Origin of the sequence: Mesorhizobium sp. ES1-3 (assembly GCF_020164795.1) — a bacterium.
In the GTDB taxonomy this organism is placed as follows: Bacteria; Pseudomonadota; Alphaproteobacteria; order Rhizobiales; family Rhizobiaceae; genus Mesorhizobium.
In genome coordinates this window covers 111,922-135,714 of the sequence record NZ_JAIUGW010000006.1, presented here as the reverse complement: position 1 = coordinate 135,714, position 23,793 = coordinate 111,922, and the positions used below count along the sequence as shown (strand labels likewise).

Annotated in this window: 22 protein-coding genes and 1 other RNA gene; 6 read left to right on the top strand and 17 right to left on the bottom strand. The window is 63.6% G+C overall.

The window, feature by feature from the left end:
* From ftsW to mraZ, 9 genes are read right to left on the bottom strand one after another with little or no spacing between them, the layout of a single operon-like run.
* Nucleotides 1-1,152, bottom strand: coding sequence for a putative lipid II flippase FtsW (ftsW, locus tag LB536_RS11705; protein ID WP_140812646.1), 1,152 nt, complete (start codon nt 1,150-1,152; stop codon nt 1-3).
* On the bottom strand, nt 1,152-2,552 hold the full coding sequence (murD, locus tag LB536_RS11700; RefSeq protein WP_224592157.1) for a UDP-N-acetylmuramoyl-L-alanine--D-glutamate ligase: 1,401 nt from the start codon (nt 2,550-2,552) through the stop codon (nt 1,152-1,154). The genes ftsW and murD overlap by 1 nt, the downstream gene beginning before the upstream one ends.
* An 8-nt stretch (nt 2,553-2,560) precedes the next feature.
* Nucleotides 2,561-3,643 (bottom strand): phospho-N-acetylmuramoyl-pentapeptide-transferase, encoded by a 1,083-nt coding sequence (gene mraY / locus LB536_RS11695; RefSeq protein ID WP_140758159.1) that lies wholly within the window; start codon nt 3,641-3,643, stop codon nt 2,561-2,563.
* A gap of 17 nt (nt 3,644-3,660) precedes the next feature.
* A complete protein-coding gene (locus tag LB536_RS11690) occupies nt 3,661-5,118 on the bottom strand; it encodes a UDP-N-acetylmuramoylalanyl-D-glutamyl-2,6-diaminopimelate--D-alanyl-D-alanine ligase (RefSeq protein WP_224592153.1) in 1,458 nt (485 codons plus the stop codon).
* Nucleotides 5,115-6,563, bottom strand: coding sequence for a UDP-N-acetylmuramoyl-L-alanyl-D-glutamate--2,6-diaminopimelate ligase (locus LB536_RS11685; protein ID WP_224592150.1), 1,449 nt, complete (start codon nt 6,561-6,563; stop codon nt 5,115-5,117). Before LB536_RS11685 ends, LB536_RS11690 begins: the two co-directional genes overlap by 4 nt.
* A gap of 54 nt (nt 6,564-6,617) precedes the next feature.
* The gene (locus LB536_RS11680; protein ID WP_140758162.1) at nt 6,618-8,342 is read right to left on the bottom strand and encodes a peptidoglycan D,D-transpeptidase FtsI family protein; all 1,725 of its coding nucleotides are present in this window, start codon (nt 8,340-8,342) and stop codon (nt 6,618-6,620) included.
* On the bottom strand, nt 8,339-8,734 hold the full coding sequence (locus LB536_RS11675) for a hypothetical protein (RefSeq protein ID WP_140758163.1): 396 nt from the start codon (nt 8,732-8,734) through the stop codon (nt 8,339-8,341). Before LB536_RS11675 ends, LB536_RS11680 begins: the two co-directional genes overlap by 4 nt.
* 4 nt (nt 8,735-8,738) lie before the next feature.
* On the bottom strand, nt 8,739-9,755 hold the full coding sequence (gene rsmH, locus LB536_RS11670; protein ID WP_224592146.1) for a 16S rRNA (cytosine(1402)-N(4))-methyltransferase RsmH: 1,017 nt from the start codon (nt 9,753-9,755) through the stop codon (nt 8,739-8,741).
* Entirely contained in the window at nt 9,752-10,225 is a 474-nt protein-coding gene (mraZ, locus tag LB536_RS11665; RefSeq protein WP_140758165.1) for a division/cell wall cluster transcriptional repressor MraZ, read from the bottom strand. Before mraZ ends, rsmH begins: the two co-directional genes overlap by 4 nt.
* A gap of 407 nt (nt 10,226-10,632) precedes the next feature.
* On the opposite strand from mraZ, the gene LB536_RS11660 reads away from it, so the two are divergent.
* Nucleotides 10,633-11,748, top strand: a complete 1,116-nt coding sequence (locus LB536_RS11660) for a cystathionine gamma-lyase (protein ID WP_224592144.1) — start codon at nt 10,633-10,635, stop codon at nt 11,746-11,748.
* 8 nt (nt 11,749-11,756) lie between these two features.
* On the opposite strand, the gene LB536_RS11655 is transcribed toward LB536_RS11660, so the two are convergent.
* The 7 genes from LB536_RS11655 to LB536_RS11620 form a co-directional block, all read right to left on the bottom strand.
* Nucleotides 11,757-11,990, bottom strand: a complete 234-nt coding sequence (locus LB536_RS11655; RefSeq protein WP_224592141.1) for a type II toxin-antitoxin system RelE/ParE family toxin — start codon at nt 11,988-11,990, stop codon at nt 11,757-11,759.
* Nucleotides 11,991-12,032: 42 nt separating this feature from the next.
* Nucleotides 12,033-12,317, bottom strand: coding sequence for a type II toxin-antitoxin system ParD family antitoxin (locus LB536_RS11650; RefSeq protein ID WP_224592139.1), 285 nt, complete (start codon nt 12,315-12,317; stop codon nt 12,033-12,035).
* Between the two features lie 179 nt (nt 12,318-12,496).
* Nucleotides 12,497-12,896, bottom strand: an RNA gene (rnpB, locus tag LB536_RS11645) — RNase P RNA component class A.
* Between the two features lie 65 nt (nt 12,897-12,961).
* Entirely contained in the window at nt 12,962-13,681 is a 720-nt protein-coding gene (locus tag LB536_RS11640; RefSeq protein WP_263489005.1) for a transglycosylase SLT domain-containing protein, read from the bottom strand.
* A 212-nt stretch (nt 13,682-13,893) separates the two neighbouring features.
* Nucleotides 13,894-14,649, bottom strand: a complete 756-nt coding sequence (locus tag LB536_RS11630) for an N-acetylmuramoyl-L-alanine amidase (RefSeq protein ID WP_224592136.1) — start codon at nt 14,647-14,649, stop codon at nt 13,894-13,896.
* Nucleotides 14,646-15,365, bottom strand: coding sequence for a J domain-containing protein (locus LB536_RS11625; RefSeq protein ID WP_140758974.1), 720 nt, complete (start codon nt 15,363-15,365; stop codon nt 14,646-14,648). Before LB536_RS11625 ends, LB536_RS11630 begins: the two co-directional genes overlap by 4 nt.
* A gap of 159 nt (nt 15,366-15,524) precedes the next feature.
* The gene (locus LB536_RS11620; protein ID WP_140758975.1) at nt 15,525-15,731 is read right to left on the bottom strand and encodes a hypothetical protein; all 207 of its coding nucleotides are present in this window, start codon (nt 15,729-15,731) and stop codon (nt 15,525-15,527) included.
* 184 nt (nt 15,732-15,915) lie between these two features.
* Between LB536_RS11620 and LB536_RS11615 the strand changes: the two genes are divergently transcribed.
* From LB536_RS11615 to LB536_RS11595, 5 genes are all read left to right on the top strand, one after another.
* Nucleotides 15,916-19,548 carry a hydantoinase B/oxoprolinase family protein gene (locus LB536_RS11615; RefSeq protein WP_224592133.1) on the top strand — a complete coding sequence of 1,211 codons (3,633 nt, stop codon included), beginning with the start codon at nt 15,916-15,918 and terminating at the stop codon, nt 19,546-19,548.
* A gap of 83 nt (nt 19,549-19,631) precedes the next feature.
* Nucleotides 19,632-20,879 (top strand): DUF3419 family protein, encoded by a 1,248-nt coding sequence (locus LB536_RS11610; protein WP_224592131.1) that lies wholly within the window; start codon nt 19,632-19,634, stop codon nt 20,877-20,879.
* A complete protein-coding gene (locus tag LB536_RS11605; protein WP_224592128.1) occupies nt 20,876-21,541 on the top strand; it encodes a class I SAM-dependent methyltransferase in 666 nt (221 codons plus the stop codon). Before LB536_RS11610 ends, LB536_RS11605 begins: the two co-directional genes overlap by 4 nt.
* A 133-nt stretch (nt 21,542-21,674) precedes the next feature.
* On the top strand, nt 21,675-21,971 hold the full coding sequence (locus tag LB536_RS11600; protein WP_224592125.1) for a type II toxin-antitoxin system RelE/ParE family toxin: 297 nt from the start codon (nt 21,675-21,677) through the stop codon (nt 21,969-21,971).
* A gap of 8 nt (nt 21,972-21,979) precedes the next feature.
* On the top strand, nt 21,980-22,288 hold the full coding sequence (locus tag LB536_RS11595) for a HigA family addiction module antitoxin (protein ID WP_140758980.1): 309 nt from the start codon (nt 21,980-21,982) through the stop codon (nt 22,286-22,288).
* A 27-nt stretch (nt 22,289-22,315) separates the two neighbouring features.
* Here the strand turns inward: LB536_RS11595 and LB536_RS11590 are convergent, their stop codons facing one another.
* Nucleotides 22,316-23,695, bottom strand: coding sequence for a serine hydrolase domain-containing protein (locus LB536_RS11590; RefSeq protein ID WP_224592122.1), 1,380 nt, complete (start codon nt 23,693-23,695; stop codon nt 22,316-22,318).
* Between the last annotated feature and the right edge of the window lie 98 nt (nt 23,696-23,793).

Below are 23,793 nucleotides of genomic sequence, written 5' to 3'. Positions count from 1 at the left end.
TCACTCCGCCGGCATGGCGCGCTGCGGCAGGGTAAAGCCCATCTGCTTGCGCTTTTCCGGCCGCTTGCGCGTCAGCGCCAGCACCATCCCCATCGAGATGGCGATGGCGATCTGCGAGGAGCCGCCATAGGAGATGAAGGGCAGTGTCATGCCCTTGGCCGGCACCAGCTGCAGGTTGACGCACATGTTGATGACGGCCTGAAGGCCGAACACGGTGACGAGACCGCCGACCGCATAACGGGTGAAGTCATCATGCTCCTTCAGCGCACTATTGAGGCCGCGCAGCACGATGAAGGCGAAGATCGACATGATGAAGAAGCACATGATCAGCCCGAACTCCTCGCCCGCGACCGAGAAGACGAAGTCGGCATGGCTGTCGGGGATGACCCGCTTGACCGTGCCCTCGCCCGGCCCGACGCCGAACCACCCGCCATTGATCAGCGCATCGCGGCCCATGTCGACCTGGAACGTGTCGCCTTCGCCGGTAAGGAACTTGTCGATACGCAGCGCGACATGCGGAAACACCGTATAGGCGGCGAAGACGCCGCCGACGCCGGCGGCGCCCAGCACGATGATCCAAAGCCAAGGTAGCCCCGCCATGAAGAACATGATGCCCCAGGTGCCGGTGGTCAGCATGGTCTGGCCGAGGTCCGGCTGCGCCACCAGCAACGACACGACCAGCACCAGCAGCAGCATGGCGAACAGATTGCCGGGAATGTCGGGCTGGCGCTTGTGTTCGGCGAACAGCCACGCGCACATGATGACGAAGGCCGGTTTGAGGAATTCCGAAGGCTGGATCGACAGGCCGGCGAGCGACACCCAGCGGCGCGCGCCCTTCACCTCGACGCCGACATAGAGCACCGCCACCATCAGCACCAGCATGAGGCACAGCATGATCAGCGACATGCGCCGGATCTGCCTGGAATCGAGGAAGGAGACCGCCAGCATCACGCCGAGTGCCGGGACGGTGAAGATGATCTGCCGGGTGGCGAAATGGAAACTGTCGAGGCCGATGCGTTCGGCGACCGCGGGGCTTGCCGCGAAGGACAACACGATGCCGAGCCCCATAAGCGACAGGAACGCCGCCAGGAACCAGCGGTCGATGGTCCACCACCAGGTTGCGACCGGACTTTTATCGAGACGGCTCTGCATTATCGTGCCCCTCCGATGGGTTTGACACCATCTATAGCGCTCGCAGCTTGCCTGAAGGCTTCGCCACGGACCTCGAAATTCTTGAACTGGTCGAAACTGGCGCAGGCCGGCGACAACAGCACCACGGCCTCGCCGCCGTCGTCTTTGGCCGCGTCATGCGCGGCATGCTCGATGGCGGCCGCCAACGTGCCCGAAATCTCGTAGGGCACGGCCTCACCCAGCGTCGCCGAAAAAGCGGGTGCCGCCTCGCCGATCAGATAAGCCTTGGCGATGCGCGGGAAGAAGCCGCGCAGCGGCTCGATGCCGCCTTCCTTGGGCAGGCCGCCGGCGATCCAGTAGATGCGGCTGAAGCTGGACAGCGCGGGTGCCGCGGCATCGGCATTGGTCGCCTTGGAATCGTTGACGAACAGCACATGGTCCTTGCGTCCGACCTGCTCCATGCGATGGGCGAGACCCGGGAAGCTTTCCAGTCCGGACTGTATCTCGCCAAGGTCGAGCCCGACCTTGAGGCAGGCGGCGACGGCGGCCAGCGCGTTCTGCGCATTGTGCTGGCCGCGCAGCGAGCCGATGCCTTCGAGAAAGGCGACGCGGCTGTAGCGGCCATGCACCGCCTCCATCAGATTTGTGCCGTCGGCGAAATAGCCGTCGGTCAGCGGCAGGCGCTTGGAAATGCGGATGACCTGCCGCCCCGCCCGCTCCAGCCGCTCGGCGATCTGCGCGCACCAGGAATCGTCGATGCCGATGATCGCCGTGTCGCTGCCCGCCACCAGCCGCTCCTTGATCGAAGCGTAGTGCTGCATGGTGCCGTGGCGGTCGAGATGGTCGGGCGTCAAATTGAGCAGGATACCGGCCGTCGGATTGATCGAGGGCGCAAGGTCGATCTGGTAGGACGAGCACTCGACCACATAATGCCGGTCAGGCTTCGGCGGATCGAGCGTCATCACCGCGCGGCCGATATTGCCGCCCATCTGCGTGTCGCGCCCGGAGGCTTGAAGAATATGCGCCGTCAGCGCGGTCGTCGTCGACTTGCCGTTGGTGCCGGTGATGGCGATGAAGGGAGCATCCGGCGCACGCTGCGACCGCTCCCTGCAGAACAGCTCGATATCGCCGATGACCTCGACGCCCGCCCCACGCGCCAGTTCCACTGTCCAGTGCGGCTTGGGATGGGTCAGCGGCACGCCGGGCGACAGCACGAAGGCGGAAAAGCCGGCCCAGTCGGCGCCACGCAGATCGCCGGTGGCGATGCCGGTGGCGGCCGCCTTGGCGACGCTGTCGGGATTGTCGTCCCAGGCCAGCACCTCGGCGCCGCCCTCGATCAGCGCGCGCGCCGTGGCGATCCCCGAGCCGCCGAGCCCGAAGAGCGAAACACGCTTGCCTGCGAAGGATGCGGCGGGGATCAAATGGCGGCCTATCTGAGTTTGAGGGTGGAGAGGCCGACCAGCGCCAGGATGACGGCGATGATCCAGAAGCGGATCACCACCTGGCTTTCGGTCCAGCCGAGCTTTTCGAAATGATGATGGATCGGCGCCATCAGGAAAACGCGCTTTCCGGTCATCTTGAAGTAGCCGACCTGGATGATGACCGAGAAGATCTCGACCACGAACAGGCCACCGACGATGACCAGCACGATCTCGTGCTTGGTGGCTACCGCGACCGTGCCGATCAGGCCGCCCATGGCCAGTGACCCGGTGTCGCCCATGAAGATCGCCGCCGGCGGCGCGTTGAACCAGAGGAAGCCGAGGCCGGCGCCGATGACCGCGCCAAGCACGACCGCCAGTTCACCTGTGCCGGGCACGAAATGGATCTGCAGGTATTCGGCGAACACCGCATTGCCAGAGAGATAGGCGATGACGCCGAAGGATGCCGCCGCGATCATGATCGGCACGATCGCCAGGCCGTCGAGGCCGTCGGTCAGGTTCACCGCATTGCCGGCACCGACGATGACGAAGCAGGAGAACGGAACGAAGAACCAGCCGAGGTTGATGATGAATTCCTTGGCGAAGGGGAATGTCAGCGACGACGAGAACGGCGCCTGGCCATTGTGCATGATCACCCAGGCGGCGATGCCGGCGATAACGAATTCCAACGCAAGCCGCGCCTTGCCGGAGAAGCCGAGATGCGACTGCTTGGTCACCTTCAGATAGTCGTCATAAAAGCCGATCGAACCGAAGCCGATTGTCACCAAAAGCACCACCCAGACATAGATGCTCGACAGGTTCGCCCATAAAAGCGACGAGCCGATGATGCCGGACAGGATCATCAGTCCGCCCATCGTCGGCGTGCCCGCCTTCTTGAAATGCGTCTGCGGCCCGTCGGCGCGGATCGGTTGGCCCTTGCCTTGCCTGAGCCGCAGCGAATTGATGATGGTCGGCCCGAAGATGAAAACGATCAGCGCCGAGGTGATCAGCGCCCCGCCGGTGCGGAACGTGATGTAGCGGAAGACGTTGAAGACGGAGACCTTGTCCGCGAAATCGACCAGCAGTGTGAACATGCGCTTTTCGTCCCCGACTAGGTCTGGTTGCTTGTTGTCGTCTCGGCCGGGAATTTGCCCAGCAGCGCATCGACCAGTTTTGCAAAACCGATGCCCTTCGACGATTTGATCATCACCACGTCGCCCGGCTTCAGCGCGGCGAGCAGCACCGGCTTCAACTCCTCGACGCCGGCGCGGTATTCCGTGCTGATGTCGCCCGGCAGCGCTTCCGCCAGCGCCCGCATTTCCGGCCCGCCTAGAAAGACTGTCCGCGTGCCCGTGCCGACGATGAGATCGGCAAGAGCGGCATGCAGCTTGGCCGAATGGTCGCCGAGTTCGAGCATGTCGCCAAGCACGGCGATGCGTCGGCCCTCGCCCGTCACCGGCGTCGCGTTGAGCAGCGCCATGGCGGCCGCCATCGAGGCCGGATTGGCGTTGTAGCTTTCGTCGATCAGCGTGATCGAGCCACCGGCTTGGCTCGAAGTCGAGCCACCGGGGTGCCGCAGCACATGGCGTTTGCCGCGCCCGCGCTCGGCCGACAGATCGGCCAGCGCCAATGCCACCTTGTCGAGATCGGCGCCGACCAGATGCGCGGCACCAAGCACCGCCAACACGTTCTGCACCATGTGCCGGCCGGGAGCTCCGATACGAGCGATCATATCGTGACCGCCGATCCTGGCGGCGATGTCGGAATGATCGGCATGCAACTCGCACTTGACCAGCTTGAAGGTCGAGCGCGCATTCTCGCCGAAGCCATAGACATGATCGACGCCGGCAGCCTGTGCCATCTTGTCCAGCAGCTTGAAACGCGCGTCGTCGCGGTTGAGCACCGCGGCGCCATCAGGCTCCAGCCCTTCGAAAATCTCGGCTTTGGCCTTGGCGATCTCGTCCAGGTTGCGAAAGAAGCCAAGGTGCGCGGCCGCGATCATGGTGACGATGGCGACATGCGGCCGCACTATCTTCACCAGCGGCCGGATCTCGTCGGGATGGTTCATGCCGATCTCGAACACGGCATAGTCGCAATCGGCCGCCATGCGCGCCAGCGTCAGCGGCACGCCCCAATGGTTGTTGAAGGACTGCGCCGAGGCATGCACCTTGCCGACGGCCGAAAGCACGTGGCGAAGCGCCTCCTTGGTCGTGGTCTTGCCCGCGGAGCCGGTCACCGCGATGATCTTGGCCTGCGAGCGGGCGCGCGCCGCGACACCGAGCTTCTCCAGCGCAACCAGCACATCCTCGACGACGACGATCGGCGCGGTCAACCTACCGAGAGACGGCAGCTTGCCTTCCGCCACCACCAGCACGCCGGCGCCGGCCTTGATGGCCGCGGTGACGAAGTCATGGCCGTCCATCGCCTCGCCCTTGATGGCGAAGAAAGCCTCGCCCGGCTGCAGGCTGCGGCTGTCGATCGAAATGCCCGATATGCCTTCGGGCATCGGGCCGAGCGGCCGCCCGTCCGTGGCGGCAACCAGCGCTTCCGAAGTCCACAGCAAACTCATGCGGCACGCTCCGTGAGCGCGGTGCGCACTTCCTCGTGATCGGAGAAATGCAGGGTTTCCGAGCCGATCGTCTGGCCTTCCTCATGGCCCTTGCCGGCGACTATCAGCGTGTCGCCGGCATGCAGCATGCCGACAGCCTCGTGGATTGCCTTGCGCCGGTCGCCGATCTCGATGGCGCCGGGCGCGGCGGCAAGAATGGCGGCGCGGATGGTTTCGGGCGCCTCGGAGCGCGGATTGTCGTCGGTGACGATGACGACATCGGCAAGACGTGTCGCGATCTCGCCCATGATCGCTCGCTTCCCCCGGTCACGGTCGCCGCCGCAGCCGAACACGACAATCACGCGCCCGGTGGTGAACGGACGCACCGAGGCCAGAACATTCTCCAGCGCATCGGGCTTGTGGGCGTAATCGACATAGACCGGCGCGCCGCTCGCCGTGGTTCCGACCAGGTCGAGCCGGCCCGGTGCGCCTTTCAATTTCTCCAATGCAGCCAAGGCCTTGGCGACAGGTGTTCCGGTGGAAATGGCAAGCCCCGCCGAAACCAGCGCATTCGCGATCTGGAAATCGCCGGCGAGCGGCAGGTCGATCTCGTGGATCACACCGTTGGCCTCGACCTCGGCGCGCTGGCGATGACGCTCGTGCTCGACCCGCTTCAGCCTGAGGAAGTCGCCATGGCGGCCGACCGTCAGGACGTCGAGCCCGGCGGTCCGCGCCGCCTTTATCGTCGGTTCCGACCACGGGTCGTCGGCGAAGACGACGGCGGGTGCACCCTTCGGCAGCAGCGTATCGAACAGGCGCAATTTGGCGCGATGATAATCCTCGATCGTCGGATGGTAATCCATGTGGTCGCGGCCGAGATTGGTGAAGCCGCCAGCCGAGAGCTTCACACCGTCGAGGCGGCGCTGGTCGAGCCCGTGGCTGGAGGCCTCCATCGAGGCGTGGGTGACGCCGGCAACGGCCAATTCCCTCAGCAACTGGTGCAGGGCGACCGGATCGGGTGTCGTCAGCGAACCATATTCGTTGCGGCCGGGCGCGACCACGCCGGTGGTACCGATCGAGGCGGCTGCGTATCCCGCCTGCTCCCATATCTGCCTGGTGAAGGCGGCGACCGACGTCTTGCCGCTGGTACCGGTCACGGCGACCATGGTTTGCGGCTGTCTGCCGAAATAGCGGGCGGCACTCAACGCCAGTGCCAGGCGCGGATCATCGACCGCCAGCACCGGAACCGGCAGATCGGCAAGGGCTTTGTCCGCGACGATCGCGGCAGCGCCACGCCGGGCCGCATCGGCGGCGTAGCTCGCGCCATCGGCCTTGGTTCCGGCGAGCGCGAAAAAGACGACGCCGGGTTTTACCTGGCGGGAATCCGACGAGATGCCGGTAACCTCCAGATCGGCGGAAGCTGTTCCTTCGACTGGCAGGATACCGGCTAGATCTTTGAGCTTCATCGAGTCCCGTTCACCGCAACAAAATAGCGCGCAGTTGCCGGCGCGCCCCAAGAATCACTGATAGGAAACCAGCGTTGCACCATTTTCATGGCTGAAATCTGGCTTCACGCCAAGCATGGCAGCTGCACGCCTGATAATATTGCCGGCCATAACCCCCGCATTGTTGGCCGCGACGTCCGTCATCCCGGGCTTTTCGGGATGCGGGGCGTCGGCGATCGTGAACACCAGATATTGCGGATCGTCCATCGGGAATGCGGCGACAAACGTGTTGAAATTCAACTCCTTCGAGTAACGGCCGTTGATGACCTTCTCGGCCGTTCCGGTCTTGCCGCCGACGCGGTAGCCGGGAACCCGGGCGTTTCTGGCCGACCCCTTCTCGGCATTGAGCGAATAGAGGTAGCGCATGCCCTCGACGGTCTTTTCGCTCACAACCCTCTTGGCGGTGGCCATGGCTTCCTGCTGAGTGCGTACTAGGAAGGTAGGGTTCATCAGGAAGCCGCCATTCATCAACGCCGCGCAGCCGACAGCCGCCTGCAGCGGTGTCGTCGACACGCCATGGCCGAAGGCGATCGTGAACGAATTCACTTGTTTCCAGACCTTCGGTTCAGTCGGACGCGCGACTTCCGGCAACTCGGTCTGCATCCTTTCCAGAATACCAAGACGATGCAGGAATTCACGGTGCGCCTCGATGCCGACCAGTTCGGCCTCCCTGGCCGACCCGATGTTGGACGAATAGAGGAACACCTCCGGCAACGACAGCACACGGTTCTTGCCGTGGAAATCGTGAATGGCCTGATGACCGACCCGGATTGGATGCGAAGCGTCGAAGCGGCTTGACATCGTCGCCTTGCCGGAATCGAGCGCCATGGCCGAGGTGAAGCTCTTGAAGGTCGACCCCATCTCATAAAGGCCCGCCGACATCCGGTTCAGCCGGTCCTTTTCCTGTGCATTATAGGGGTTGTTCGGATCAAAATCCGGCACCGAGGCCATGGCCACCACTTCGCCGGTCTTGACGTTGAGCACGACTGCGCCGGCGCCGATGGCGCGATAGCGCTCCAGGCCGGCGGCGATCTCGTCGCGCACCACATGCTGGACGCGCAGATCGATCGAAAGCTTCACCGGCCTGAGATCCTTCGCCACCGCCAGGCCCGATGCCTGCAGGTCGCTCAGTCCCTGCTCATCGATATATTTCTCCATGCCGGAGATGCCCTGGTTGTCGATGTTGGTCAGGCCGACAACGTAGGATGAGGTTTCGCCGCTCGGATAGAAACGGCGCTTTTCGGTGCGGAAGCCGAAGCCGGGAATGCCGAGCTGCATGATGTCGGCCTGCTGCTTGGGCGTCAGCTGCCGCTGCAGCCAGACGAAGCCTGCGCCGCTCTTCAGCTTGTGATAGGTCTGCTCGTAGTCGATTTCGGGCAGCACCGTCGACAGCTTCTCGATCGCCTCGTCGGCATCGACGATGCGGCGCGGCTCGGCGAACAGCGACGCCGTCTTGATGTCGGTGGCCAGCACCTCGCCGTTGCGATCGACAATATCCGGGCGTGACGCGGTCACCCGGCTCTGCGGGCCGCCCGACAGGTCCGGTGTCTGGAAACCGAGATAGACCAGCCGCCCCGATATGGTAGAGAAGATGCCGAAGAACACCGCCATCGTCATCACGATGCGCGCCTTGCCCTTGCCGCCGGTCGCCTTGCGGGCGCCTTCGACCACGATCGACCCGTCCCCGCCAGTCCTGGCGCGGCCTACCGCGGCGAAGCGCTTCAGCAGTTTGCCGATCATTGGGCGATGTCTCCGGTCACGACGGGATCCTTGTCGCCCGAGGGCGCCTTGTCGGAATTGTCGGCCATGGCGCCCTGGCGCCCATTCAGGATGTCCTGGATGTCGAGCGCCTTGGCCGGCAGGTCGCCCAGGCCCACGATCTGCCGGGCACTGACCGGCTCCAGTGCGAGCTGCGATTTGTAGAGCTCGGCCAGCTTTTGCAGCCGCGACGGCTGGGTGAGCAGGCTCCAGTCGGCCTTGAGCAGGTCGATCGTGTCTTCCTCGTAGCGTATCTCGGCATGGATCTTCTGCACGGCCGTCAACTGGTCCTCGGCCTCGCGCTTGGCCTTGTAGGTCAGGGCGGCGGCCGAAACCATGACGGCGATCAGGATGATATCGCTGGTACGAAACACGTGCTTACCTCTCCCCCGGCCGGTCGATGCCGGGAAGTTTTGGAAGGCCGAAGATCGAAAAATCGCCGCTGCGCGCCGGCGCCTCGGTGCGGATCGCGGCACGCAGCCTGGCCGAACGGGCGCGCGGGTTGGCCGCAACCTCGGCGTCACCTGCCGTCACGCCACCACCAGCCTTGCGGAAGGTCGCGGTGCGGGCCTGCGCCTCCGGCATGTGGCGCGAGCCGGTCATGGCGTCGGCTCGGTCGGCTATGAAGCGCTTGACGATGCGGTCTTCCAGCGAATGGAACGTCACCACGACAAGGCGTCCGCCCGGCTTCAGCGCGCGTTCGGCCGCGAACAGCGCCTTGGCCAATTCGCCGAGCTCGTCATTGACGAAGATGCGCAGCGCCTGGAAGACGCGCGTCGCCGGATGGATCTTGTCCTTCGGCGCGCGGCCGATATGCGTCTCGATCGCGTCGGCGAGTTCCAGCGTGCGCTCGAACGGGCGTTTTTCCCGGCGCGCCTCGATCATGCGGGCGATGCGGCCGGCATGACGCTCCTCGCCGAGGAAGCCGAAGATGCGGGCAAGGTCGCCCGGCTTGAAGCTGTTGACGACATCGGCGGCGCTGAGGCCCGCCTGCGCCATGCGCATGTCGAGCGGTCCGTCGTTGCGGAAGGAAAAGCCGCGCTCGGCCTGGTCGAGCTGCATCGAGGAGACGCCGATGTCGAGCACGATGCCATCGACGCTTTCGATGTGTTCGTCGAGCGTCGAGAACGGCGCCTGCACGAGCTTCAGCCGGCCCCCGGACCGCGCCTCGAGGTCGCGGCCGGCCGCTATGGCATCGGGATCACGGTCGATGGCAACCACGGACGCGCCCGCGGCCAGGATGGCCTTGGTGTAGCCGCCGGCGCCGAACGTACCGTCGATGATGATGTCGCCTTCCACCGGCGCCAGCGCTTCCAGCACTTCGCCAAGGAGGACCGGAATGTGGCGGACCGATCCGCCAACGGCGTTGATATCATCGCCGTGGCCCACCGTCATTCCGGTCGCTCCCCAGCCTTGGCCTCGTGAGCCTTCGTCCCCTGCCGAAGCTGCAAAAGCCTGGCCCGCGCCTGCGCCCCATAGGCCGCAAGCCGCCCCGGCTCCCAGATCTGAAAGAAATTGCCGCGCCCGACAAAGGCCACTTCCGCAGAGATGCCGGCATGCTCGCGAATGAAGTCGGTCATGGTGATACGGCCGTCCTGGTCGAGTTTCAGGAATGCGCCGTCGCCATGGCAGAAGAACGACATGTCGTCCGCCGTCTGCAGGAACGGGTCTTCCCGCGCGATGCGCTGCTCGTAGCGGTCGAGCAGGTCTAGCCCGCCGACATCCATCGCCGGCAGGTCCAGGCAGCGCAGCGCATAGAGTTCCGAATAGCCGCGCTTCTGCACCACGGCACGAAAATGCGCAGGAACGGACACCCGCCCCTTCGCATCGATCCTGCTCACCGTGTTCGACAGAAACCGGTCCATCACACGTTGCAGCCGCTTGCGCCGCCGCACCCCTCTTCGTCGTGTCGCACGCGCCACCGCCGCGCGTTGCCTGCCCCGCACCCACCTCGTCCACACGGGCGAAAACCGGCAAACGCGCAGCCGCCGCGGCTGCCCGATTGGCGTACGCTTTACCCTGACGCGGAACGAAGGCTTTGGTATGAAAATGGGATATCATGGGGCACTATGGGCGTCAACGGGAATAGGCTTCACAAACACGCGCATCACACCGACGAGAAAGGCTTTGACAGCACGCCTCGTCTTTATGATCCATTAAGCCTAACGAAGCGTTTAGAGCCTGCCTGGCCCAACTGGAGGCGCCTTGCCGTGAGCCGCGGCCGGGCATAGCGTCTCGTCCATCTCACCGACCGCCAAGGGATTTGAAATCGATGTCTGAAACCGCGAAGTCGCGCGCTGCAGCCCTGCCCCATTTGCGTCGCAGCGGGCTTGCCATGGGCGATTCCATTCCCCTGCCCCTGACCATGGCCGCCATCTTCCATGCACCGGGCGATGCCACCGGCTTCAACCAGTACGGCCGCTTCAGCAACCCGACCTGGGATGCCGTCGAACACATGTTGTCCCATTTGGAAGATGCGCCCTGCGTCGGTTTTCCCTCGGGGATGGCGGCGATCTCGGCGGCATTTTTTGCCGTACTCAAGGCCGGCGACCATATCCTGCTGCCTTCGGACGGCTATCACACCACCAGGGCGCTGGCCGATCGTTTCCTGAAGCCGCTCGGCGTCACCCACGATGTCAGGCCGACATCGACCTTCCTCGATGGCGGCTTCGCTGGTTACCGCCTGGCCTTCGTCGAAACGCCCGCTAATCCGGGGCTGGACATCTGCGACATCGCCGCTGTCGCCGAAGCCGTTCACAAGGCCGGCGCGCTGCTGGTGGTCGACAACACGACGATGACGCCCTTCGGCCAGCGCCCTCTCGATCACGGCGCCGATATCGTTGTCGCTGCCGACACCAAGGCGCCCAACGGCCATTCCGACGTGTTGTTCGGCCATGTCGCCAGCCGCAATGCGGATATCATCGCCGCCGTGACCGGCTGGCGCGAGGTCTCGGGCAGCATCCCCGGGCCGTTCGAAGCCTGGCTGGTGCATCGCGGCCTGGAAACATTGGACGTGCGCTTCGACCGCATGTGTTCGTCAGCCGAGGTGATCGCAAGGCGGCTGCAGGGGCATCGCGCGATCACCGGCCTGCGCTATCCCGGACTGGAAGGAGATCCCTCGCACAATCTTGCCCGCGCCCAGATGGAGCGCTTCGGCTTCCTCATCTCCTTCGAACTCGCTTCCGAGCAGAAAGCCGAGGATTTCATCAACAATTGCAGCCTGATGCAGGCCGCGACCTCCTTCGGTGGCGTCCACACCTCGGCCGAGCGGCGGCTTAAGCGAGGCGACGCGGTTCCGGCTGGCTTCGTGCGCCTGTCGGTCGGCTGTGAGCCCGTGGAAGAACTCTGGAAGGCGATCGAGGCCTCGCTGGACAGGATCAGTGGCTGACAAATCGATTACGAGCCGAGGTCATCGGCTTCGATGTTGCGGCGACCATGCAGCACGCGAAGAATTTCGATCGCATCACCGCCGACCCGGTACAAGGTGACATATTCGCCGACAATCAGATGGCGGATACCCGGCGCTATGTCGTCGCGTGGCGCACCTGAAAAAGGATGCAAGGTCAGCAAATCCCAACGTCTTTCCAGCGCATCTACGAGGCGAACAGCAGCGCGCGGGTCATGGCCCAATGCTTTCGAGATCGACGGTGGCTTGAGGAAGCAGTCGGTATTTCACTCCTGAAAGCCTTTGGCCTCGGCCATCTTCAGGTATTTCGCGCGCAATCGTTCCATGATTGGCTGGCCGTCTTGCGCAAGCCCGCTGTCGATCCCCTCCTGCACCAGCTTGCGCAGTTCCTCGACCGTGTAGCCCATCAGGTCGCGGCGGTCTTTCCATTGCCTCAATGCGTCGCGGATCACCTCGCTCGCCGAGGCGTATTCTCCTGCCGCGACCACATCGTCGACCACCCGCGCCAGTTCGGGCGAAAGCGTGATGCTGCGTTTGTCGACCTGACCCATGATACGCTCCCGATGTATGAGCCATGATGGTGCGATTTAATCGCACCAATTTCAAGAAAGTCGGTGGAGAACTTTGTCACGTGGCGATGCAAAATAGCGCCGCGCCCTTGAATCAGAAGCTGCACCCGTGGGGCGCAACCTTCTGATACGAAAGACTTAATCCATATATCGTGAAGAAAATTGCCAGCCGGCCTGTAAGCCGGGTTTTGTATGGCCCTCGCCCCTTGCGAGGCGAGAACGTGGCGGCCATTCATCTTGGGCGCATGTTGCCATGCGCCTCACGCAACCTACCCGGACGGTGAGCCGGAAACAGCCCTCGAGGGTTTCCCCTCGCACCGCCCCTATTCGGTCTTGCTCCCGGTGGGGTTTACCGTGCCGCTCCTGTTGCCAGTCGCGCGGTGGGCTCTTACCCCACCCTTTCACCCTTACCCCGACAAAGTCGGGGCGGTTTGCTTTCTGTGGCACTTTCCCTGGGGTCGCCCCCGCCGGCCATTAACCGGCACCGTGTCTCCATGGAGCCCGGACTTTCCTCACCCGCGGCCTTTCGGCGTTTGCGGGTGCGGCCGCCCGGCCAGCTGGCAGGGCGTATAAAGGGGTTCACACCACAAAACGCAACCGAAAAAGCCGGTCGTGACCGGTTCTTGTCAAACCGGCGCGCCGACCGCCGCCAACTGAACCTTGACCTTGCTGCAGTAAGCCGCCGAAACCGGGTTCATCCGGGTGGCGCCATGGCCGGCATTGTATTTCAGGATCGTGCCGCAGGTCGTGCCGCCGCCGAGATCGCGTGCCATGGCGAGGTACTTCATGCCATATTTGATGTTGGTGTCGGGATCGAACAGGCCCTTGGCCGAGCCGCTGTAACCCATCATCCGCGCGGTTGCCGGCTTGATCTGCATCAGGCCGATCTCGCCGGCGCCGCCGACCAGGTTCGGCCGGTAGTTGCTCTCGATCTTGATGACGGCCTGGGCCAGCGACACCGGAACCCCGTAGCTCGCCGCGTAGCGGGCGACAATCGCGGAATACTGGCCGCCGCTCGTCACTGCCGCCGTCGCCGCAGCGACGTTGCCGAGACCGATCGATGCCGTCGTCGTCATGTCCACGGTTTTGCGGCCGCGCTTCCTCTGCCTCTTGGCAGAGGATTTCCTTGCCTTGGTCCAGCTTGCCTTTTCCACTTTCGTGGAAGCCTTCTTCGTCGTCGCCTTAGCACTCTTGCTGCTTTTGGCCGAAATGGCCTTGCCTTTGGCGGATGCCGCGACGAAGCCCTGGTCGGCCCGTGGGCTGAACGGCGCGGCGTCGGCTGCACTGAAGGCAAAACTCATTACCCCGGCAGCAAGAGCTGCCGTTAAAACGGTCAATTTCTGCATGTGATCCTGTTCTGTTGGGACCGCGCGAAGATTTTCGCGTGGCATCGCTTGATCAATATCGGAACACCCGGGGGGCTGGACGTCCGACAAACTGTACGAAAAGCCCTTTGAGGCCCGATTTGGCGCCAATGAAGGCGAGGCAAGTCACTTTAAGTGACAGTTTGTAACTTTATGGCCAGGGAGGATTACTTGGATCAGGAATTGCCCCAGGGTCAATTCCGGATGGAAGCAAGCAGCTTCTGCAGCGTGCGCATCGTCGAGCCGTCAGCAACTCCGTCGATCCGGCGCGGCCGGAAATGCCGCTGGAAGGCCTCAACGACGACCCGTGTCCGATCATCGAAAAGGCCCGATATCTCGACACCATAGCCATAGAGCGACAGCATCGACTGCAATGTCTCGACATCGGCGCCGCGGTCGCCGGGCATCAGCGCGGTTCCGCGCCTGACGGGAGCGGCTGGCACGAGATGGCCGACACCGGCCTTGAACAGCGCGGCCCATGGAAACTTCTCGCCTGGGTCGATCTTGCGACCGGGCGCCACGTCGGAGTGAGCCAGCACCCGCTCGGCGACGATCGGATGCCGCGCGGCAATCCCCTTGCACAGCTCGATGACCGCCGTGATCTGACGTTTCGGAAAGCTGTGATAGCCCAGTGAGTGGCCCGGATTGACTATTTCGATGCCGACCGAGCAGGAATTGATGTCGGTGCGTCCGAACCAGGAACTCTGGCCGGCGTGCCAGGCGCGGTCGCTTTCCCGGACCATCTGCACGATGTGGCCATTCTCATGGACGAGATAGTGCGATGAGACTTCACTCGCCGGATCACACAGCCAGGCTTCGGCCCCGGCACCGGTTGCCATGCCCGTATAGTGCAGCACGATCATGTCGGGCTTCTGTGCGTCGCGCCTTGGCCCGAAATTCGGCGATACCCTGACCTCGGCGCTCGGCTCGTCGGGCAGGAAGCCGCTCATGCGTGCCGCAGGCCCCGCTCGATCATCTCGTAAGCGGCGTTGATCGCCGCGACCCTGGTCGTCGCGATCTTGATGAATTCCTGCGGCAGGCCTCGCGCGATCAGCCGGTCCGGATGGTTGTCCGACACCAGCTTGCGATAGCGCTTTCTGACCTCCTCGAACGGCTTGCCGCGCTCGATGCCGAGCACGACATAGGGGTCGCCGGCGCCAAGGTTGACGTGCCGCGCCATGATCGATTCGTAGTGCGTCTCATCGATGCGGAAGATCTCTGCGATACGGTGCAGGAAGATGCCTTCGCGCTCATGCACCAGCCCATCGGCCTTGGCGATATGGAACAGGCCGTCGAGTATGTCTTCCAGCATCACGCAATTGGAGTGCCCGGAGCCGCAGAGTTGCGCCATGCGCTCGGCATAGGTTTCGAAACCGGCCACGTCCCGCTGGGCGAGATGGAACAGCCGCGCAACGTTGCGCGTCTCTTTCGGCGGCACTTCGAAGATTTCCTGGAAGGCTCGCACCTCATCCTGGGTGACGATGCCGTCGGCCTTGGCCATCTTGGCCGAAAGCGCGATCATCGCAACCGAGAAGGCGACGCGGCGGCGCAAGTCGGCGTCGCCGGAAAAAACCGTGCGCACAGCCTCGACCACGTCGGCGACGCCAGATGTGGTCGAAGATGAAACCCGCGTGATGAAGTCGCCGAGGCGGTCCCAAATCGACATGGCCAGCTTCATAAAGCCAACCGGTCCCCGCTATCAAGCCAATAACGGCCGCTGCCGGGCAAGTGCACGAAAAGGCGATTGCCGGTCCCGATGGCGGTCTCCACGAGAAAAGGCCGGCATAAAGCCGGCCTTTCTCCCAAGACACGTACTGGCTACAAACTACTGCGCGGGCGCAGGAGCTGGCGTTGCCGGAGCCGGCTCGGCAGGCTTGGTCGACTTGTCAGCCGGGGCCGCGGGCTTCATCGGCTGCTCGGCAGGCGGCGGATTGGTGCTCTGGGTCGTGGTCTTGTCGGTGCCGCTGTCGCTGCAGGCCGCGACGCCAAACAATGTAAGCGCCGATACCGACGCAAGAATGAGCTTTTTCATAACATCTCTCCTTCAGCACACGCTCACATTGCGGTGAACGGTCGAAGAGGAAATGCCCTAAGTGGCCATGGGTTTCGTAACGTTGCGTTTCCACCTGTAACATCAATAGCATGCAGGCGACGTTGCTGCCGGCGCTTCGGCGCTTTAACAACGACACCGGAAACGGAATACCGGAGACAGCCGCATGACCGCGAAATGGGATTTCTGGATTGATCGCGGCGGCACTTTCACCGATGTCATCGGCCGTGACCCGCAAGGCGGGCTGCATCCGCGCAAGCTGCTGTCTGAGAATCCCGAAGCCTATGCCGATGCCGCCATTCAGGGCATTCGCGACCTGCTCGGCCTTGAAACGGGCGCCGCGATCCCGTCCCGCCTGATCGGCGACATCAAGATGGGAACCACGGTGGCCACGAACGCCCTTCTGGAGCGCAAGGGCGACCGTGTGTTGTTGCTAATCACCAAGGGGTTTCGCGACGCGCTCAGGATCGCCTATCAGGCGCGACCCGACATCTTCGCCAAGGAGATCATTCTTCCCGAGCAACTCTACGAGCGCGTCATCGAGATCGACGAGCGCGTGCTCGCCGATGGCTGCGTCGAACGGCTGCTCGACATATCGGCTTGCCGGCCCGCCATAGAACAAGCGAAGGCCGATGGCATCGACGCCGTTGCAATCATCTTCATGCATGCCTGGAAATATCCCGATCACGAGAAGGCGGTGGCCAAGGTCTGCCGCAAGCTTGGTTTCGGCCAGGTCTCGGTCAGCCACGAGGTCTCGCCGCTGATCAAACTGGTCGGCCGCGGCGACACTACCGTGGTCGACGCCTATCTGTCGCCCATCCTCTCACGCTACGTACAAAGGGTGGCGGGAGAACTGGGCGCGGCGGGAGAAAACGACGAATCCCCTCGCCTGATGTTCATGATGTCCTCTGGCGGCCTCACCGCCGCCGACATGTTCCAGGGCAAGGACGCGCTGCTGTCGGGCCCGGCCGGCGGCGTCGTCGGCATGGTCGAGACGGCGAGGCTCGCCGGTTTCGACAAGGTCATCGGCTTCGACATGGGCGGCACGTCAACGGACGTCGCCCACTATGACGGCGAGTATGAACGTGCCTTCGATACCGAAGTCGCCGGCGTGCGCGTCCGCGCGCCGATGATGCGAATCCACACCGTCGCCGCCGGCGGCGGCTCGATCCTGCATTACGAGGCCGGCCGTTTCCGTGTCGGACCGGACTCCGCGGGCGCCAATCCCGGCCCCGCCGCCTACCGGCGCGGCGGCCCTTTGGCCGTCACCGATGCCAACGTCATGCTGGGCAAGTTGCGGCCCGATTTCTTCCCGTCGATCTTCGGTCCCGGCCAGGACGCGCCGCTCGACGCGGAAACCGTGCGCGCGAAATTCGCGGCTCTTGCCGCCGGGATCGGTGACGGCCTCTCGCCGGAAGCGGTCGCCGAAGGCTTCGTCACAATCGCGGTCGAGAACATGGCCAATGCGATCAAGAAGATTTCGGTGCAGCGTGGCTACGATGTCACCGAATATCTCCTGAACTGTTTCGGCGGCGCCGGCGGCCAGCACGCCTGCCTGGTCGCCGACGCGCTCGGCATGGAGGCGGTGCTGATCCATCCCTTCTCCGGCCTGCTTTCGGCCTATGGCATCGGCCTGGCCTCGGTCTTTGCCTCGCGCCAGCAGGCCCTGCTGAAGCCGCTTGCCGAAGAATCCAGAACGGAAATCGGCGGCCTCATCGCGACCTTGAAAAAGGCCGTGATCGCGGAGTTGGCGGCGCAAGGCATCGCCGAGGGGGTGGTCGCCACCAGGCCGGTACTGCACATTCGCTATGACGGCACCGACACGGCACTGCCGGTGAATTTCGAGGCAGACTCGATCTTCCAGGCCAGGCGCGATTTCGAAATCGCCCACAAGGCACAATTCGGCTTCGTCTATGACGACAAACCGATGATCGTCGAGACGGTCGGCGTCGAAGGCACCGAAGCCGGCCAGACGACCGCCGAAGCCTATGCGCCCGCCGGACCGGGGAGGGTCAAGTCAGCCTCTTCCGAGACCCGGCGTATCTACACGGAGGGCCAGTGGCATGAAGCCGGCGTCTACCGTCGCGAGAACCTCGGACCGTCCAATCTGGTCGCCGGCCCCGCTCTGATCATCGAGCCGAACCAGACCATCGTCGTCGAGCCGGGCTGGCAGGCCGAAATCACCAACCTCAATCACGTCGTCATACGCCGCACGGAAAAGAAAGCGCGCGCCGGTGCCCTTGGCACACAAGCCGATCCGGTGATGCTCGAAGTCTTCAACAATCTCTTCATGTCCATTGCCGAGCAAATGGGCGTGACGCTGCAGAACACCGCCTATTCCGTCAACATCAAGGAAAGGCTGGATTTTTCCTGCGCCGTCTTCGACCATACCGGGGCCCTGGTCGCCAATGCGCCGCACATGCCGGTGCATCTCGGCTCCATGGATCGTTCGGTCGAAACCATTATCCGGCTGAACTCCGGCGACATCCATCCCGGCGACGTCTTTGCCTTGAACGCCCCCTATAATGGCGGCACGCATCTGCCAGACATCACCGTGGTGACGCCGGTCTTTGACGATGCCCGGAAAGACATCCTCTTCTGGGCGGCCTCGCGCGGCCACCATGCCGACATTGGCGGCACCGCGCCGGGTTCGATGACGCCGCTCGCCACCACGGTCGACGAGGAAGGCGTGTTGTTCGACAATTTCCGCATCGTCGACCGCGGAAAATTCCGCGAGACGGAGTTGCACACACTGCTCACCGACCACCGCTACCCCGCCCGCAACCCGCACCAGAACATTGCCGACCTGAAGGCGCAGATTGCCGCCAACGAGAAGGGTGTGGCGGAACTTCGCAAGATGGTGGGGCATTTCGGCCTTGATGTCGTCGAGGCCTATATGGGCCATGTCCAGGACAATGCTGCCGAAAGCGTGCGCCGCGTGCTGGAGCGGCTGCCGGACACGTCGGAGTATGAATATCCGACCGACACCGGCCAAGTGATCAAAGTCAAGATATCGGTCGACAGGCAAAAGCGCGAAGCGACCGTCGACTTCACCGGCACGTCGAAGGTGGAGAAGAACAATTTCAACGCGCCCGAACCGGTCGCTCGTGCCGCCGTGCTCTACGCCTTCCGCGTCATGGTCGAGGACATGATCCCGATGAATGCCGGGTGCCTGCGGCCGATCAACATCGTCATTCCCGATGGCTGTATGCTCAAGCCCACCTACCCTGCCGCCGTCGTCGCCGGCAATGTCGAGACCTCGCAGCACGTCACCAACGCGCTGTTCGGCGCCATGGGCGCGATGGCCAACGCGCAGGGAACGATGAACAATCTGACTTTTGGCAACAAGAAGTACCAGTACTACGAGACGATCTGCTCCGGCTCCCCCGCCGGCCATATGAACTCCGGCCGCGGCTTTGCCGGCACCTCCGGCGTGCACACCCACATGACCAATTCGCGCCTCACCGACCCGGAAGTGCTGGAACTGCGCTTTCCCGTGGTGCTGGAGGATTTTCATATCCGCCAGGGATCCGGCGGCAAGGGCAAATGGAATGCCGGCGACGGCACCAAACGCACCATCCGCTTCCTCGAGAAGATGGAATGCGCGATCCTGTCCTCGCACCGCAACCGCCCGCCGCAAGGACTGGACGGCGGCGGCGACGGCGAGGTCGGCTCGACCAGGGTGCGCCGCAACGACGGCACGATCGACGTGCTGAAGGCCTGCGACCAGACCGTGCTCGATGCCGGCGAGGCTGTCATTGTGACCACGCCGACGCCGGGGGGATTTGGTAGACTGTAAAGAAGGCGTCAACAGGCTGTCACCGGCCTGTCATCAGCCTGCGTTACCCGCTTGCGCCAAAGCAAATGGGGAATCACATTGCTATGACGGACGTCTCCTCGGATCTGGTTTTTCGCCGCGGCAAGGAAGTTGGAAAAGCCGTCTACCAGAACCGCCCGCTTTCGAAAGCCGGCATCTCCGAGCGGCTGTTCGCCTTCCTGTTTTCCGGCCTCGTCTATCCGCAGATCTGGGAAGACCCCGACGTCGACATGGAGGCGATGCAGCTTGGCCAGGGTCACCGCGTCGTCACCATCGCCTCGGGCGGCTGCAACATCCTGGCATACCTCACCCGCTCGCCGGCACGGATCGACGCTGTCGACCTCAACGCTGCCCACATCGCGCTGAACCGCATGAAGCTGGAGGCGGTGCGCCATCTGCCTTCGCAGGGCGACCTGTTCCGTTTCTTCGGTGCGGCGGACACAAGCCACAATTCCGAAGCCTACGACCGCTTCATCGCCCCGCATCTCGACCCCGTCAGCCGTCATTACTGGGAGCGCCGCAACTGGCGTGGCAAGAGGCGCATCGGCGTTTTCGACCGCAATTTCTACCAGACCGGTCTGCTCGGCCTGTTCATCGCCATGGGCCACCGCACGGCGAAATTCTTCGGCGTCAACCCGGCCCGCATGATGGACGCCAGGAACATCGGCGAACAGCGCCGCTTCTTCAACGAGGAACTGGCGCCCGTCTTCGACAAGAAGCTTCTGAAATGGGCGACCTCGCGAAAAGCTTCCCTGTTCGGTCTCGGCATCCCGCCGGCGCAGTATGATTCGCTGATCACCTCCGGCGACGGCACCATGGCCAGCGTGCTGAAGGCCCGGCTGGAAAAGCTCGCCTGCGATTTCCCCTTGGAAAACAACTATTTTGCTTGGCAAGCCTTTGCCCGCCGCTATCCCAAGCCCGGCGAGGCCGCCTTGCCCGCCTATCTGGAAAAGCAAAACTACGAGACCATCCGCGGCAATATCGACCGCGTCGCCATCCATCACGCCAACCTGATCGAATTCCTCGCCGGCAAGGATGCAGGCGCCGTCGACCGCTTCATCCTGCTCGACGCACAAGACTGGATGACCGACGACCAGCTCAACGCGCTGTGGTCGGAGATCACCCGCACCGCCTCCACCGGGGCCCGCGTCATCTTCCGCACCGCCGCCGAGCCCAGTCTGCTGCCGGGGCGCGTCTCGAGCTCACTGCTCGATCAGTGGGACTATCAGGATGAAGCATCGCGCGAATTCTCGGCCCGTGACCGCTCCGCCATCTATGGCGGCTTCCACCTCTATGTGAAGCGCGCGGCATGAGCACGACGGAGCTGCCGGCCAACCACGCCGAACTGATGGACGGCGTCTACCGCTGGCAGCGCCACATCTACGACCTGACCCGCAAATACTACCTGCTCGGCCGCGACCGGCTGATCGCGGGGCTGGACCTGCCGCCGGGCGGTACCGTGTTGGAACTTGGCTGTGGCACCGGCCGCAACATCATCCTGGCCGCCCGCGGCTATCCCGATGCGCGCTTCTTCGGGCTCGATATTTCGGCCGAAATGCTGGAGACGGCCGGCAAGGCGATCGACCGCGAAGGCCTGTCGGATCGCGTAACACTGGCAAGGGGCGACGCCACCGATTTCGACGCGGGCGCGCTTTATGGCATCGAACGGTTCGACCGCATCTTCGTATCCTATTCGCTGTCGATGATCCCGGGCTGGGAGAAGACGGTCTCGGCAGCACTTGCCGCGCTCGCCCCCACGGGCTCGCTGCACATAGTCGATTTCGGGCAGCAGGAAGGTCTGCCGGGCTGGTTCCGCACCTTGCTACGCGGATGGCTGAATAAATTCCACGTCACGCCACGTGCATCCCTGCGTGGAGTCCTGGAATCGGAAGCTAAGCGAACCGGCGCAACCTTCCGGTTTCGCACGCTTTATCGGGGCTATGCATGGCTGGCGGTCATCAAGCTCGGCATCTGACATCGGAGACATGATCGGCGACCAACGTTTCAGGTCCCACGGACGATCCCGCGGATGGATCGACTGGTTAGCCAATCACGGTTTGCCGAATGGCCCAAGGGGTGGTACATTACCTCCACGCTGGAGGTCGAAAGTGATCGTCGGGTTTCGGGACGGATGGCTACGGGCCTTCTTCGTCGAAGACATTCACTCCCGCATCATTGCGTCCGACCTTGAAAGCCGGTTATTTCGCAAGCTCCAGATGATCGATGACGCGATGACCGATCTGGATTTGCGTGTGCCACCCAGCAACCATTTCGAGAAGTTGCGCGGCAATCTCGATGGCTTCCATTCGATCCGCGTCAACAGCCAATGGCGGCTGATCTTCCGGTGGGACGGCGGACGCGGTGAAGCGTCGGGTATTTATCTCGACGACCATAGTTACAGATGAGGTGACACATGTTGATGACCACACGCAAGCCTGCAACAGTTGGCGAAATCCTCACGGAAGAATTCATGCAACCGCTTGGCCTGACACAGGCGGCTTTGGCCGAAGCGATGGGGGTCCAGCGCAAGCATGTGAACGAATTGTGCAACGACCGCCGCAACGTGACGGCTGCGACCGCGCTTATTCTGGCGCGGGTCTTCGGCAACAGCCCGGATTTCTGGCTGAACGTGCAGCGCCGTAGCGATCTCTGGTCGGTCATGAACTCGCCCGACGAGCGCGCGCGCGTCGATCGCGCCAAGCCTTTGGCGACTGCGGCATAGAAGAAACTTGCAGCAATCGACTGCCGCTTAATGCAGCGCCTTCACCAGCGCGCCCACCATTGCTTGCGGACGATAATTGAGCTTGGCCGGCGTTAGCCCCAGCCGCACCACCACCAATTGCTCGGATGGAATGATGGCAACCGTCTGTCCGTCATGGCCTTCCATCCAGTAAGTGTCCTTGGGCAGGCCGGCGGCAACGCCGGCGCCGGGATTTTCCTCGTCGCCCGGCGCCTCGATCCACAGCTGGCCCTTGCCGTAGACTTTCGAGGCGGATGCCGGCTCGCGCATCCAGTCGACGAAGCCGGAAGGCAGGACCTGGTTGCCGTTCCATACCCCGCCCTGCAGCAGGAACTGGCCGAAGCGAGCCCAGTCATGCGCCGTGGCGTAGAGATAGGACGAGCCGACGAACGTGCCCTGCTCGTCGGTCTCCAACACCGCGCTGTGCATGCCGAGCGGTTCGAACAATGCCGTGCGCGGCCATGTCAATGCCTTGGCCTTGTCGCCGATCGCGTCCTGCCAGAGGCGCGACAGCATCACCGCCGTGCCGCTGGAATAGGAAAACACCTTGCCGACCTCGCCGGTGAGCGGTTTGGAGTCGGCAAAGCCCGCCATGTCGGGTTCGAGATAGAGCATGCGCGTGACATCGGCGACGTCGCCATAGTCTTCGTTGAACTCCAGCCCGCTCGACATCGCCATCATGTCGGCAAGGCTGATCGCAGCGCGGCCGTCGACCTTCCAAGGCGCGAACAGGCCCTTGTTGTCGACCGCCAGCTTGCCGTCCTTGACCAGTGTGCCGACGATGGCGGCGTTGACCGTCTTGGTCATCGACCAGCCGAGCAGAGGCGTCTTGGCCGAAAAGCCGTCGCCATAGCGTTCCGCGACGACGCGGCCGTTCTTGACCACGACGATCGCGCGCATGCCGGTGCCGGCCATCGCGTCGTCCGCGACGACCTTCGAGACTTCGGGGTTCTGCGAGGCATCCACCCGTTCGCCCTCGGGCCACAGCGCATCCTGGCTTGTCGCGGCCGGTTCGGCATGGACGGCCGTGCGCCGCGCCTTGCCGACATCGCCGTCGGGAACCGAGGCACAGCCCAGCCCCTCGCGGGCCACCGCCTCGCTCTTGCCGAGGAAGCCGAGCAGGCCGGCGGAAACCGTACCGCGGTTCTTGTCGACCGAGACCCGCATCAGCCGCAGCAGCGGGTGGCCGGGCGCCTGCACATCGACAGCCAGCACCTCGTCGGCGTCGCGCCCGGCGATGAAGACGTTGGAACAGACGATCTTGGCCGAATAGCCCGAGCCGACGCGGATCAGTTCCGGCGGCGCGATATAAAGCCAGGCAAACAGCGCGGCGACCGCCAGCACGATCAGGCCAAGCAGCCATTTGACGATCCTGACGATGATCCGCATCCATTGCCTCCCAGGCACTCGCCCGACCTTTATGTCATCGAATTGCCGCCATTGCTTCCGCAAAATCGGGCTTCTTGTCGAGCGCCATAAACCAGATA